We start from the raw sequence: 13841 nt of genomic DNA on the forward strand, positions 1-13841 counted from the left end.
GAGAGAGGGGGAAGGCGCGAAGCGACTCAGGGGGTGTATTTTCAATCCAGGCAATTCCTGACAATGCTGTCACAGGGATTCCAACCCAGGATATTCACAATGCAGGCAATGAACTGGCTAGATCAAGTCAAATGGGATGCGCAGGGCCTGGTGCCCGTGATCGCGCAGGAAAAGGACACGGGCGACGTGCTGATGTTCGCCTGGATGAACCGCGAGGCCCTGGCCAAGACGGCCGAGCTGGGCCGCGCCGTCTATTTCAGCCGCTCGCGCAACAAGCTGTGGTTCAAGGGCGAGGAATCGGGCCACGTGCAGACCGTGCACGAGGTGCGCATCGACTGCGACAACGACGTGGTCCTGCTCAAGATCACCCAGACCGGCCACGAGCCCGGCATTGCCTGCCACACGGGGCGCCACAGCTGCTTCTACAGCGTGCTGCGCGATGGCCAGTGGCAGGCCGTCGATCCGGTCTTGAAAGACCCCGAATCGATCTACAAATGAATTCCACGAACATGAACGACACCGCAAGCACTTCCTCGCAGGACGCCCTGGCGCGCCTGGCCGCCGTCATCGAAAGCCGCAAGCCCGCCAACGGCGGCGACCCCGACAAGAGCTACGTCGCCCGCCTGCTGCACAAGGGCCCGGATGCCTTTTTGAAGAAGATCGGCGAAGAGGCCACCGAAGTGGTCATGGCCGCCAAGGACGCAGACCATGGCGGGGACGCCGGCAAAATCCTCTACGAAGTGGCCGATCTGTGGTTCCATAGCATGATCGCCCTGGCCCACTATGGCCTGACGCCCGCCCAGGTCGTTGCCGAGCTGGAGCGCCGCGAAGGCACCAGCGGCATCGAGGAAAAGGCGCTGCGCAAGGCCCAGGAACGTGATGTGAACGAGAAAGGACCGCTGCCATGAATGACGATTACATCGAAGTCCGTGCCCTGGACCAGTCCCGCATCGAAGGCCTCAAGGCCTGGGGCTGGGTCAGCTACCTGCTGCACCTGGTGGTGGCCGTGGCCGCCGTCGTGCCCGGCGCCCAGCCCAGCATCGCGCTGCTGGTGATCGCCCTGATCATCGACCTGGTCAAGCGCGGCGACGCCGAAGGCAGCTGGATGGCCAACCATTTCTCGTGGCGCATCCGCAGCGTGATCTGGGCCGGCATCCTGTACCTGGTCACGGCACCGCTGTGGCTGCTGTTCTTCGTGCCCGGCTGGATCGCCTGGACGGTGATCTCCATCTGGTTCCTGTACCGCATCGTGCGCGGCATGGTCGCCATGAACCGCAACCAGGCCGTGGACCGCTGAAGCCGCCGGCCCGCCCGCCATGTCCTCCACCCCGACCTGCAAGATCAACCTCGCCCTGCAGGGCGGGGGCTCGCACGGCGCCCTGACCTGGGGCGTGCTCGATGCGCTGCTGGAAGACGGCAGCCTTGTCTTCGACGGCATCAGCGGCACCAGCGCCGGGGCCATGAATGCAGTGGCCCTGGCCCAGGGCTTTGCCAAGGCTGCACGCCAGGAAAGCGATCCGGTGGCCGCCCAGGCGCTGGGGGCCGAGCTGGCCCGCGCCTCGCTGACCGAACTGTGGGAAGGCGTGGGCACCATGGGCAGCCTGATGTGGGGCGCGCCATTGCCGGGCAGCCCCTTCATGGGCGTGCTCAACCAGTTCTTCTCGCCCTACCAGACCAACCCGCTGGACATCAACCCGCTGCGCAAGCTGCTCGAACGGGTCGTGGATTTCGAGGCGCTGACGCGTCCGCCCGTGGAGGGCGTGGTGCCCAAGGTCTTTGTCTGCGCCACCAATGTGCGCACGGGCCGGGGAAGCATCTTCTCGGGCAGAAGGCTCAGTGCCGACGCGGTCATGGCTTCGGCCTGCCTGCCCCAGCTGTTCAAGGCCGTGGAAATCGATGGCGAGCCTTACTGGGACGGCGGTTTCTCGGGCAATCCCGCCCTGTATCCCCTGATCTACGGCACGGCGTCCAGCGACATCCTGCTGGTGCAGATCAATCCCATCGAGCACACCGACCTGCCCAACACGGCGGCCGACATCATGGACCGCATGAACGAGGTCACCTTCAACGCCGGCCTGCTGTCCGAGCTGCGCGCCATCGAGTTCGTCAAGCGCCTGCTGGAGCAGGGCAAGCTGGACCCGGCACGCTACAAAAAGGTGCTGCTGCACCGCGTGGACGGCGGCGCGGTACTCAAGGGCTACGGCGCCTCGACCAAGACGCGCTCCGACATGCGTTTCGTGCGCGAGCTGTTCGAGCTGGGGCGCGAGCAGGGGCAGCACTGGCTCCAGCAGCACCGCAGCGACATCGGCGTGCGCCAGACACTGCACATCAACGACAATTCACCCTGATTTTTCGATCCACCGCCAGCTTCCCAGGACTCCCGTAGCGCCATGCACGACCACGACCCGAACTGCCTGTTTTGCCGCATCATCAAAGGCGAGATCCCTTCCCGCAAGGTCTATGAGGACGATGAAGTCTTCGCCTTCCATGACATCCATCCCGGCGCGCCCATCCACTTTCTGATGGTGCCCAAGAAGCACATCCCCTCCATGGCCCAGGTCCAGGCCGACGACGCTGCGCTGCTGGGCCGCATGATGGTGCTGGCGCCCCGCCTGGCCGCCGAGCAAGGCTGCAATCCGTATCCCGATGGCGGTTTCCGTCTGGTGGTCAACACCGGCACCGAGGGCGGACAGGAAGTCCACCATCTGCACATCCATGTCATGGGCGGCCCCCGCCCCTGGCTGAAGGGCTGAAGCCTTTGCTGGACGCAGGCTTGCGCGCAAGATGGCCCGCCTCTTGCTTGCGACTTCTGCGTACATGCGCCGGCCGAACGGCTTTTGTGGGGCCTTGCGAACTGCCGCCATGGCCCGGCGTCTAAAATGATCTGCAATTCTTAGGAGAGATTCTCATGGGCTCGTTTTCCATCTGGCATTGGCTGATCGTCCTGGCCATCGTGGTTCTGGTGTTCGGAACCAAGAAGCTGAAGAACATCGGTTCCGACCTTGGCGGTGCAGTCAAGGGCTTCAAGGACGGTGTGAAGGACGGCTCGACCTCCACCGACACCCCCGCAGCTGCCCCTGGCCAGGTTGCAGGCCAGACAGCCACCGACAAGGCCACCATCGACGTCGAAGCCAAGCAAAAGAGCTGATGCTCCGCACGCCAAGCCTCCATGTTTGATATCGGTCTGTCCAAGATGGCGCTGATCGGCGCCGTGGCTCTCGTGGTCATCGGCCCCGAGAAGCTGCCGCGCGTGGCGCGCACCGTCGGTACCCTGCTGGGCAAGGCCCAGCGCTACGTCTCCGATGTGAAGGCCGAGGTCAACCGTTCGATGGAACTCGACGAGTTGCGCAAGATGAAGGACACGGTGGAAGGCGCGGCGCGTGACGTCGAGCAGTCCATCCACACTTCGGCCGCCAATTTCGAGAAGGACTGGAACGAGTCCACGGCATCGCTCAACGGCACGTCTTCCTCGTACGACTCCTCTTCCTACAGCTCGGACAGCGATACGTACAGCGCCGTGGCGCCGGCCTACCGCCACCCGGGCAAGAACTGGCGCCTCAAGCGTGCTGCCGTGCCCCAGTGGTACAAGGCCCGGGCCGGCGTGCGCACCAAGGCGCAGTCGGGCGCGGCGCGCGTGGCGCGCTTTCGTCCCCAGAAGTCCCGCTGAAGATGCTGGCGCGCAGCGGGCCACGAGGCAACCGGCCCAGCCTCTGCCACCCGGGCACCCGCCATCGCCCCACCCTGCCCGATCCGTCGGGCTTTCTGCTTTTCATACCAGGTCCGTGGACGCCCTTGCGGCCCGCCGCGGTTTCGCACCATGTCCGACATTCCACCTAAAGACGACGAGCTGGCAGGCACCGAGCAGCCTTTCGTCCAGCACCTGATGGAGCTGCGCGACCGCCTGCTCTACTGCATCTACGGCATCGGTCTGGCGATCGCCGTGCTGGCCGTATGGCCCGGCCCCAACGGGCTGATCGACTTCATCGCCCACCCGATCAAGGCCCACATGCCGCCCGATGCCAAGCTCATCGCAGTCGGCGTGTTCACCCCCTTCTTCGTGCCGCTCAAGGTACTGATGATGGTGGGCATCTTGGCCGTGCTGCCCTGGATCATGTACCAGATGTGGGCCTTCGTGGCGCCCGGCCTGTACAGCCATGAAAAGCGCTTTGCGCTGCCGCTGATCATCTTCGGCAGCCTGCTGGCCTATATCGGCATCGCCTTCGTGCAGTTCTTCGTGCTCGACAAGATGTTCGCCTTCATCCAGGGCTTCACCCCGGACAGCGTGGCGGCCACGCCGGACATTGCATCGTATGTGGAGGCCATCCTGTCGCTGTACCTGGCCTTTGGCCTGGCCTTCCAGGTGCCCATCGTGGTCATGCTGCTGGTGCGCTTCGGCCTGGTGGACATCGCCAAGCTCAAGTCCTTCCGCGGCTATTTCATCGTGGTGGCCTTCATCATCGCCGCCGTGGTCACGCCGCCCGACGTGATCTCCCAGCTGGCCCTGGCCGTGCCCATGTGCATTCTTTACGAGATCGGCATCCTGGGCGCCGGCTGGTTCAGCCGCGTCTCCAAGGCGCCGGAAGAAGAAGCCGAGCCCGGCACCGCAGTGGACAAGCCGGCAGAGGATAAACCCTCCCCCTGAGTCGCTTCGCGCCCTCCCCCAGAGGGGGACGACACCCTCGGTGCGGGGCGGCGCGGCCGGCCCAGGCCCTTCCTCGGTGTCCCTCGCTTTAGGGCGCGCCAGTTTCAAGGGCCTACGCTGAAACACGAGGAGTCTGTAATAAAAAGCCCTTGGTTCATCACCAAGGGCTTTTTCTTTGTCCATGGCCAAGCCCCTTCCGGGGTTGGCATCTCACCGAGGCAGGTCGGACGTGCCCATGAGGAACTCGTCAATGGAGCGAGCGGCCTGGCGGCCTTCGCGGATGGCCCAGACCACCAGGGACTGGCCGCGGCGCACGTCGCCGGCGGCGAAGAGCTTGGGCACGCTGGTGGCGTAGCCGCCCGTGAAGTCGGTGGTGGCCTTGGCGTTGCCGCGTGCGTCCTTGTCCACGCCAAAGGCATCGAGCACGGCCTGCACGGGGCTGACGAAGCCCATGGCCAGCAGCACCAGGTCGGCCTTGAGCACCTGCTCGCTGCCGGGCACCTCGACCATCTTGCCATCCTTCATTTCGATGCGCACGGTCTTGACGGCCGTGACCTGGCCCTTCTCGCCGATGAACTCCTTGGTGGCGATGGCGAACTCGCGCTCGCAGCCTTCCTCGTGGCTGGAGCTGGTGCGCAGCTTGATCGGCCAGTAGGGCCAGACCAGGGGCTTGTTCTCCTGCTCGGGCGGCATGGGCATCAGCTCGAACTGGGTCACGCTGACGGCGCCATGGCGGTTGCTGGTGCCCACGCAGTCGGAGCCGGTGTCGCCGCCGCCGATGACGATGACATGCTTGCCATCGGCCCGCAGCTGGCCCTTGAGCTTGTCGCCGGCGTTGACCTTGTTTTGCTGCGGCAGGAACTCCATGGCGAAATGGATGCCCTTGAGTTCGCGGCCGGGCACGGGCAGGTCGCGCGACTGCTCGGCACCGCCGGTCAGCAGCACGGCGTCGAACTCGGCCATGAGCTGCTCGGGGCTGACGGTTTCCTTGGCCCAGTTGGTGACCTTGGAGTCTTCGCCCAGGCCGTCCTTGCCCGCCACCAGCACGCCGGTACGGATCTTGACGCCTTCGGCCACGAGCTGCTCGACGCGGCGGTCGATGTGCGACTTCTCCATCTTGAAGTCGGGAATGCCGTAGCGCAGCAGGCCGCCCACGCGGTCGTTCTTCTCGAACAGCGTCACATCGTGGCCGGCGCGGGCCAGCTGCTGCGAGGCCGCCAGGCCTGCGGGGCCGGCGCCGACCACGGCCACCTTCTTGCCGGTCTTGCGGCTGCTGGGCAGCGGCTTGACCCAGCCTTCGGCCCAGGCACGGTCGATGATGGCATGCTCGATGGACTTGATGCCCACGGCGTCGTCGTTGATGTTCAGGGTGCAGGCGGCCTCGCAGGGGGCGGGGCAGATGCGGCCGGTGAACTCGGGGAAGTTGTTGGTGCTGTGCAGCACGGCGCTGGCGCTCTTCCAGCCGCCGTGGAAGACCAGGTCGTTGAAGTCCGGAATGATGTTGTTGACCGGGCAGCCGTTGTTGCAGAACGGCGTGCCGCAGTCCATGCAGCGCGCGCCCTGGATCTTGGCCTGGCTGTCATCGAGGCCGATGACGAATTCCTTGTAGTGCTTCACGCGCTCGACGACGGGCGCGTAGCCCTCCTCGAGGCGCTCATATTCCATGAAGCCGGTGGTCTTTCCCATGATTCGTTGTCCTGATGTGTGGGGTGCAGGGATGGATGCGGGCCGCTGCCCGCATCCTTCGCTTCCTTTGTCGACCTGCGCAAGAAGGAATCTGGCGGGCGGCCTGCCAAAAGGCACGGCGCCGGGTCTCATCCTGTTTGCGCAAGTCCTGCTTTATTTGGCGGCCACCGCCTCCTTGGCGTGTTCCTCGACCTCGGGCGTGGCGGGCTCTTCCATCACCTGGCGCTCGTACATCTCGGACAGGGCACGCTTGTACTCGCTGGGGAAGACCTTGACGAACTTGGAGCGGGCTGCCGCCCAGTTGTCCAGCAGATCGCGGGCGCGCTTGGAGCCCGTCCAGCGGCTGTGCGCCTCGATCAGCGCGCGCAGCTGGCGCTCGTCGGTTTCGCGGCGGTGCCAGACGGCGGGCGAGACCTGGGCCAGGTGCTCGTCGTGGGGCAACACCTGGTCCAGCGAGACGGACGCCTTGTTGCAGCGCTCGGCGAAGCGGCCATCCTCGTCGTAGACATAGGCCACGCCGCCGCTCATGCCGGCGGCGAAGTTGCGGCCGGTCTTGCCCAGCACCACCACGGTGCCGCCGGTCATGTATTCGCAGCCGTGGTCGCCCACGCCTTCGACCACGGCGGTGGCGCCAGACAGGCGGACCGCGAAACGCTCGCCGGCCACGCCGCCGAAGAAGGCCTCGCCGCTGGTGGCACCGAACATCACGGTGTTGCCCACGATGGTGTTGCTGGTGGTATCGCCACGGAACTCATGGCTGGCGTGCACCACCACGCGGCCGCCGGACAGGCCCTTGCCCGTGTAGTCGTTGGCGTCGCCGCGCAGGTTCAGCGTGATGCCGTTGCACAGGAAGGCGCCGAAGGACTGGCCGCCGGTTCCCTCGAAGTGGATGCGGATGGTGTCATCGGGCAGGCCTTCGGGATGCACGCGCGTCACGGCACCGGAGAGCATGGCGCCCACGGAGCGGTTGACGTTGCGCGCCACTTCCATGATGCGCACGCGCTCGCCGTTCTCGATGGCGGGCTTGCAGCGCTCGATGAGCTTCACGTCCAGCGCCTTGTCCAGCAGGTGATCCTGCTTTTCGACATGGAAGCGCGCCACGTCTGCGGGCACTTCGGGCTGGGCGAACAGGCGCGAGAAGTCCAGGCCCTGGGCCTTCCAGTGCTGCAGGCCCTTGCGGGTGTCCAGCAGGTCGGAGCGGCCGATCAGGTCGTCGAACTTCGCCACGCCGAGCTGGGCCATGATCTGGCGCACTTCCTCGGCGATGAAGAAGAAGTAGTTCACCACATGCTCGGGCTTGCCCGAAAACTTGGCGCGCAGCACCGGGTCCTGCGTGGCCACGCCCACGGGGCAGGTGTTCAGGTGGCACTTGCGCATCATGATGCAGCCCTCGACGACCAGGGGCGCCGTGGCGAAGCCGAACTCGTCGGCGCCCAGCAGCGCGCCGATGACGACGTCGCGGCCGGTCTTCATCTGGCCGTCGGCCTGCACGCGGATGCGGCCGCGCAGGCGGTTGAGCACCAGGGTCTGCTGGGTCTCGGCCAGGCCGATTTCCCAGGGCGAGCCCGCATGCTTGATGGACGACCAAGGCGATGCGCCCGTGCCGCCGTCATGGCCCGCGATGACCACGTGGTCGCTCTTGCACTTGGCCACGCCGGCCGCGATGGTGCCCACGCCCACTTCGGACACGAGCTTGACCGAGATGTCGGCGTGCGGCGCCACGTTCTTCAGGTCGTGGATCAGCTGGGCCAGATCCTCGATGGAGTAGATGTCGTGGTGGGGCGGGGGCGAGATCAGGCCGACGCCGGGCACGGAGTGGCGCAGCTTGCCGATGTAGTCGGACACCTTGCCGCCGGGCAGCTGGCCGCCTTCGCCGGGCTTGGCGCCCTGGGCCATCTTGATCTGCACCTGGTCCGAGGACGACAGGTACTCGGCCGTGACGCCGAAGCGGCCCGATGCCACTTGCTTGATCCTGGAGCGCAGCGAGTCGCCGTCCTGCAGCTCGATGTCGGCCTCGACCTTGTCGGCGCCGATGATGGAGCCAAGGGTCTCGCCCTTCCTGATCGGGATGCCCTTGAGCTCATTGCGGTAGCGCTGGGGATCTTCCCCGCCTTCGCCGGTGTTGCTCTTGCCGCCGATGCGGTTCATGGCCACGGCCAGCGTGGCATGGGCCTCGGTGCTGATGGAGCCCAGCGACATGGCGCCCGTGGCAAAGCGCTTGACGATCTCCTTGGCCGACTCGACCTGGTCCAGCGGGATGGCCTTGGACGGGTCGAACTTGAACTCGAACAGGCCGCGCAGCGTCATGTGGCGCTTGCTCTGGTCGTTGATCAGCTGGGCGTATTCCTTGTACGTGCTCCAGTTGTTGGAGCGCGTGGAATGCTGCAGCTTGGCGATGGCGTCGGGCGACCACATGTGCTCTTCGCCACGGGCGCGCCAGGCGTATTCGCCACCGGCGTCCAGCATGGTCTCCAGCACGGGATCGTCACCGAAGGCCGCGCGGTGGTTGCGGATGGTTTCCTCGGCGATCTCGAACACGCCGATGCCCTCGACACGGCTGGCCGTGCCGGTGAAGTACTTGTCCACGGTGTCGCTGTTCAGGCCGATCACCTCGAACAGCTGGGCGCCGCAATAGGACATGTAGGTGGACACGCCCATCTTGGACATGATCTTGGACAGGCCCTTGCCGATGGCCTTGACGTAGTTGTAGATGGCCTTGTCGGCCGACAGGTCGCCGCCCAGCTCCTTGTGCATGTCGGCCAGGGTTTCCATGGCCAGGTAGGGGTGCACGGCCTCGGCGCCGTAGCCTGCCAGCACGGCGAAGTGGTGCACTTCGCGCGCCGTGCCCGTCTCCACGACCAGGCCGGCCGTGGTGCGCAGGCCCTCGCGCACCAGGTGCTGGTGGATGGCCGACAGCGCCAGCAGCGCGGGGATGGCCACCTGGGTGGCGCTCACATGGCGGTCGCTGATGATCAGGATGTTGGCGCCGCCCTTGATGGCGTCCACGGCCTGCGCGCACAGCGATGCCAGCTTGGCTTCCACGCCCTGCTTGCCCCAGGACAGCGGGTAGGTGATGTCGATCGTTGCGCTCTTGAATTTGCCCTGCGTGTGGCGTTCGATGTCGCGCAGCTTGGCCATGTCGGCGAAGTCCAGCACGGGCTGGTGCACTTCCAGGCGCATGGGCGGGTTGACCTGGTTGATGTCCAGCAGGTTGGGCTTGGGTCCGATGAAGGACACCAGCGACATCACGATGGCTTCGCGGATGGGGTCGATCGGCGGGTTGGTCACCTGCGCGAACATCTGGCGGAAGTAGTTGTACAGCGGCTTGTTCTTGTCCGACAGCACGGCCAGCGGGCTGTCGTTGCCCATGGAGCCGATGCCTTCCTCGCCGTTCTTGGCCATGGGGGCCAGCAGGAACTTGATGTCTTCCTGCGTGAAGCCGAAGGCCTGCTGGCGCTCGAGCAGCGGCAGGCTGGCGGCCTCGGGGCCGGCATGGGTGTCACCGCCCACGCTGCCCAGCTTGATGCGCAGGTTCTCGATCCACTGCTTGTAGGGCTTGGTGTTGACGATGTTGGCCTTGAGCTCGTCGTCCTCGATCAGGCGGCCCTGCTCCAGGTCGATCAGCAGCATCTTGCCGGGCTGCAGGCGCCACTTGCGCACGATAGCGCTGTCGGGCACGGGCAGCACGCCGGCTTCGGACGCCAGGATGACCAGGTCGTCATCGGTGATCACGTAGCGCGAGGGGCGCAGGCCGTTGCGGTCCAGCGTGGCGCCGATCTGGCGGCCGTCGGTGAACACGATGGAGGCCGGGCCGTCCCAGGGCTCCATCATGGCGGCGTGGTATTCATAGAAGGCGCGGCGGCGCTCGTCCATGGACTCGTGCTGTTCCCAGGGCTCGGGAATCATCATCATCACGGCCTGGCTGATGGGGTAGCCGGCCATGGTCAGCAGTTCCAGGCAGTTGTCGAACGTTGCCGTGTCGGACTGGCCAGCGAAGCTGATGGGATAGAGCTTCTTGAGGTCCTCGGCCAGCACGGGCGAGGCCATCACGCCCTCGCGCGCCAGCATCCAGTTGTAGTTGCCGCGCACGGTGTTGATTTCACCGTTGTGGGCCACGTAGCGGTAGGGGTGGGCCAGCGGCCACTCGGGGAAGGTGTTGGTCGAAAAGCGCTGGTGCACCAGGCCGATGGCCGAGACGCAGCGCTCGTCGGACAGGTCGTTGTAGTACACGCCCACCTGGTCGGCCAGCAGCAGGCCCTTGTAGACCACGGTGCGGCTGCTCATGCTGGGAACGTAGTATTCCTTGCTGTGCTTGAGCTTGAGGTTCTGGATGGCGGCGCTGGCCGTCTTGCGGATCACGTACAGCTTGCGCTCCAGCGCGTCCTGCACGATCACGTCGGCGCCGCGGCCGATGAAGACCTGGCGCAGGATGGGTTCCTTTTCCTGGACCGTGGGCGACATGGGCATGTCGCGGTTCACGGGCACATCGCGCCAGCCCAGCAGGACCTGGCCTTCGGCCTTGATGGCGCGTTCCATCTCCTGCTCGCAGGCCAGGCGCGAGGCGTGTTCCTTGGGCAGGAAGATCATGCCCACGCCGTACTCGCCCGCGGGCGGCAGGGCCACGCCCTGCTTTGCCATCTCTTCGCGGTAGAGCTGGTCGGGAATCTGGATCAGAATGCCCGCGCCATCGCCCATGAGCTTGTCGGCACCCACGGCACCGCGATGGTCGATGTTTTCGAGGATCTTGAGCGCGCCGGTGACGATGTCATGGCGCTTGACGCCCTTGATATGCGCAACAAAGCCGAGGCCGCAGGCGTCGTGCTCGTTGCTCTTGGAGTACAGACCGTGGTCTTGGAGATGCTTGATCTCGGCAGCCGTCGTCATGGCGGAATCCTCAAATTTTTCGCAGGGAACGCAAGATTAAGGCAAGGCATCACCTCATGCAATAAATTTATATAAGGGTCAGATCCTAATTAATTCCAGAACAAAAAAATCGGAAATTAATGAGGGACATATTTATTTCACAGAGGCCTGCGATGAGGAATCAAGCACTTGCAGGCCATCAGTGGGTACTAACGCACTGTTGTGGTGCGCTCATTGGTCCGTCCTGGCGGACGGCCGGCGCGCTGGCGGGTCACGCGGCGCTCGGTGCGCTGTTGTAAATCGGCAATGAATTGCTCATCGCCCAGCGCCCAGCCCCGCAGCGCCGACTGGCTGATGCGTTCGCCGTCGTCGCTGCTGACGCCCTCTTCCACGGCCGACACATACGCCGCGTCGCGCGCAAACGGGGTGTTGCCCAGTTCCCAGAACACGGCATGCGGCTGGATCAGCGCGTCGCTGCGCAGGCCGGCGTTGTGCGCGTAGCTGGACCAGGGCCAGTCGGCTGGCCGCTGGACCAGGCCGGCGCGCACGGGGCTGTCGTCCATGAAGACCATGGTGGGCAGCAGCCAGCTGGGCTGCAGCACCGTGCCGCGATAGCGACCTTCCCACAGAGTGCCGCTGCGGCCGTGGCGGTCGTTGAAGTAGCGCACATAGCGCCGGCCCACGGCCTGCATGAACCTGGGCAGGCCATCGTCGGTGCGCGGCGTGGCCAGCAGGTGGAACTGGCTGGGCAGGAGCACGTAGGCATGCACGGCCAGCTCGCAGCTGCGCGCCATCTCGCGCAGCAGCCCCAGCATGGTCTCCCGGTCCTGGGCATCGATGAAGATGTCCGCGCCGTTGTTGCCGAGCTGGATGATGTGGTGCGGCAGATCCGCAATGGTGAGTCTGGGCAGGCGGGCCATGGTGCTGGGTGCAGGCAAGCGGGTGCAGGGCGTGGAGCGGCAATTATGGAGCGCCCCGCCCCGCACTGCCGCACTGCGCCACACTCCGTTTTACAGGGAAAGACGCGACGAGGCCCTCAGCAGCTGGCTCACCAGCTGCGTGGCGGCCAGCAGCCGGGGCAGCAGTTGCACGCGCATCATCTCGGCGCTGTTGCGGTTGGCCTGGCCGCTGATGTTGAGCGCGGCCACGGTGCGCCCTGCCGCGTTCTTCACGGGCGCCGCGATGGAGATCAGGCCTTCGGCCAGTTCCTGGTCCACCAGGGCCCAGCCCTGGGCGCGCACCTCCAGAATGCGCTGGCGCAGGCGCTCGTCGTCCTGCTCGGTCAGCGCCGTGAACTGGCGGCGCTCGCGCGCATCCAGCAGGGCCTGCAGGGATTCATCGCTCTCGCCGGCCAGCAGCACGCGCCCCATCGAGGTCCAGCAGGCCGGCAGGCGCGAGCCCACGCTGAGGTTGGTGCTCATGATCTTGTGGGTATGCACGCGCAGCACATAGACGATGTCGCCACCATCGAGCACGGCGGCCGAGCAGGACTCCTTGACCTCGTCGACCAGGTTTTCCATCACGGGCTCGGCCAGGTTCCAGACCGGGGTGGAGCTGAGGTAGGCAAAGCCCAGTTCCATGATGCGCGGCGTGAGCTGGAACAGCTTGCCGTCGCTCTTCACATAGCCCAGCGTCTGCAGCGTCAGCAGGATGCGCCGGGCCCCGGCGCGCGTGAGCCCCGTGCGCGCCGCCACCTCGCTGAGCGTCTGCGCGGGCGCCTCGGCGCTGAACGAGCGGATCACGCCCAGGCCGCGCGCAAAGGACTGCACATAGCTGTCGCCGGGGCGCGGCGTACCGCCCTCTTCTTCAACCCCACCTGTGGAAATTACGGAAGCGGCTTTTTTTTCCATGGCCCTATAATTCTTTCTGCGAACTTTTGTTCTACATACGAACATTTTAGCGCAGCGCCAGCGGCCTGCATACCGGAGACAAGCAAGTGATCAACAAAATCACCGACACCATCGCCGAGGCGTTGTCGGGCGTCCAGGACGGCTCCACCGTGCTGATCGGGGGCTTTGGCACCTCGGGCAATCCCACCGAACTCATCGACGGCCTGATCGCCCAGGGCGCACGCGAGCTGACCGTGGTCAACAACAACGCGGGCAACGGCGACCAGGGCCTGGCCGCGCTGCTCAAGAGCGGCCAGGTGCGCAAGATCATCTGCAGCTTCCCCCGCCAGGTGGACAGCTGGGTGTTCGACGACCTGTACCGCAGCGGCAAGATCGAGCTGGAACTCGTGCCCCAGGGCAACCTGGCCGAGCGCCTGCGCGCCGCCGGCGCCGGCATCGGCGGCTTCTTCTGCCCCACGGCCTATGGCACGGAGCTGGCCAACGGCAAGGAAACGCGCGAGATCAACGGCAAGCACTATGTGCTGGAGCATCCCATCCACGGCGACGTGGCGCTGGTCAAGGCCGAGAAGGGCGACCGCTGGGGCAACCTCACCTACCGCATGTCGGCCCGCAACTTCGGGCCCGTGATGGCCACGGCGGCCAAGCACACGATCGCCACCGTGCACGAGATCGTGGAGCTGGGCGCGCTGGACCCCGAGGCCGTGGTCACGCCCGGCATCTACGTGAGCCAGATCGTGAAGATCGACCGCGTGGCCACCCAGGCCGGCGGCTTCAAGAAAACCGCATGAGCGCCCCAACCG

The 13841-nt window shown here is 65.6% G+C and carries 13 protein-coding genes; 9 read left to right on the plus strand and 4 right to left on the minus strand.

Features of this window, described 5'->3' with window-relative positions:
• Nucleotides 1-99: 99 nt before the first annotated feature.
• From hisI to tatC, 8 genes are all read left to right on the plus strand, one after another.
• Nucleotides 100-498 carry a phosphoribosyl-AMP cyclohydrolase gene (gene hisI / locus ACF8ME_RS02700; protein WP_174538852.1) on the plus strand — a complete coding sequence of 133 codons (399 nt, stop codon included), beginning with the start codon at nucleotides 100-102 and terminating at the stop codon, nucleotides 496-498.
• Nucleotides 495-908, plus strand: coding sequence for a phosphoribosyl-ATP diphosphatase (locus ACF8ME_RS02705; RefSeq protein ID WP_016445563.1), 414 nt, complete (start codon nucleotides 495-497; stop codon nucleotides 906-908). Before hisI ends, ACF8ME_RS02705 begins: the two co-directional genes overlap by 4 nt.
• The gene (locus ACF8ME_RS02710) at nucleotides 905-1297 is read left to right on the plus strand and encodes a membrane protein (RefSeq protein WP_013800783.1); all 393 of its coding nucleotides are present in this window, start codon (nucleotides 905-907) and stop codon (nucleotides 1295-1297) included. Before ACF8ME_RS02705 ends, ACF8ME_RS02710 begins: the two co-directional genes overlap by 4 nt.
• A 19-nt stretch (nucleotides 1298-1316) precedes the next feature.
• The gene (locus ACF8ME_RS02715) at nucleotides 1317-2348 is read left to right on the plus strand and encodes a patatin-like phospholipase family protein (protein WP_392415126.1); all 1032 of its coding nucleotides are present in this window, start codon (nucleotides 1317-1319) and stop codon (nucleotides 2346-2348) included.
• A gap of 42 nt (nucleotides 2349-2390) precedes the next feature.
• Nucleotides 2391-2753, plus strand: a complete 363-nt coding sequence (locus tag ACF8ME_RS02720; protein WP_016445561.1) for a histidine triad nucleotide-binding protein — start codon at nucleotides 2391-2393, stop codon at nucleotides 2751-2753.
• Between the two features lie 155 nt (nucleotides 2754-2908).
• A complete protein-coding gene (tatA, locus tag ACF8ME_RS02725) occupies nucleotides 2909-3148 on the plus strand; it encodes a Sec-independent protein translocase subunit TatA (protein WP_016445560.1) in 240 nt (79 codons plus the stop codon).
• Nucleotides 3149-3169: 21 nt separating this feature from the next.
• Nucleotides 3170-3667 (plus strand): Sec-independent protein translocase protein TatB, encoded by a 498-nt coding sequence (tatB, locus tag ACF8ME_RS02730; RefSeq protein WP_392415128.1) that lies wholly within the window; start codon nucleotides 3170-3172, stop codon nucleotides 3665-3667.
• Between the two features lie 150 nt (nucleotides 3668-3817).
• Nucleotides 3818-4642 carry a twin-arginine translocase subunit TatC gene (tatC, locus tag ACF8ME_RS02735; RefSeq protein ID WP_016445558.1) on the plus strand — a complete coding sequence of 275 codons (825 nt, stop codon included), beginning with the start codon at nucleotides 3818-3820 and terminating at the stop codon, nucleotides 4640-4642.
• Between the two features lie 210 nt (nucleotides 4643-4852).
• On the opposite strand, the gene ACF8ME_RS02740 is transcribed toward tatC, so the two are convergent.
• From ACF8ME_RS02740 to ACF8ME_RS02755, 4 genes are all read right to left on the minus strand, one after another.
• On the minus strand, nucleotides 4853-6328 hold the full coding sequence (locus ACF8ME_RS02740; protein WP_392415130.1) for a glutamate synthase subunit beta: 1476 nt from the start codon (nucleotides 6326-6328) through the stop codon (nucleotides 4853-4855).
• A gap of 153 nt (nucleotides 6329-6481) precedes the next feature.
• On the minus strand, nucleotides 6482-11212 hold the full coding sequence (locus ACF8ME_RS02745; protein WP_061287363.1) for a glutamate synthase-related protein: 4731 nt from the start codon (nucleotides 11210-11212) through the stop codon (nucleotides 6482-6484).
• A gap of 188 nt (nucleotides 11213-11400) precedes the next feature.
• Nucleotides 11401-12111, minus strand: a complete 711-nt coding sequence (locus ACF8ME_RS02750) for a transposase (protein WP_016445555.1) — start codon at nucleotides 12109-12111, stop codon at nucleotides 11401-11403.
• 90 nt (nucleotides 12112-12201) lie between these two features.
• On the minus strand, nucleotides 12202-13041 hold the full coding sequence (locus ACF8ME_RS02755; RefSeq protein ID WP_046239363.1) for an IclR family transcriptional regulator C-terminal domain-containing protein: 840 nt from the start codon (nucleotides 13039-13041) through the stop codon (nucleotides 12202-12204).
• An 86-nt stretch (nucleotides 13042-13127) separates the two neighbouring features.
• Between ACF8ME_RS02755 and ACF8ME_RS02760 the strand changes: the two genes are divergently transcribed.
• Complete coding sequence (locus ACF8ME_RS02760; RefSeq protein WP_012207359.1) at nucleotides 13128-13829, plus strand: 3-oxoacid CoA-transferase subunit A; 702 nt, start codon at nucleotides 13128-13130, stop codon at nucleotides 13827-13829.
• Nucleotides 13830-13841 lie beyond the last annotated feature (12 nt).

Source organism: Delftia sp. WSY_7, from assembly GCF_043104845.1.
In the GTDB taxonomy this organism is placed as follows: Bacteria; Pseudomonadota; Gammaproteobacteria; order Burkholderiales; family Burkholderiaceae_C; genus Comamonas; species Comamonas tsuruhatensis.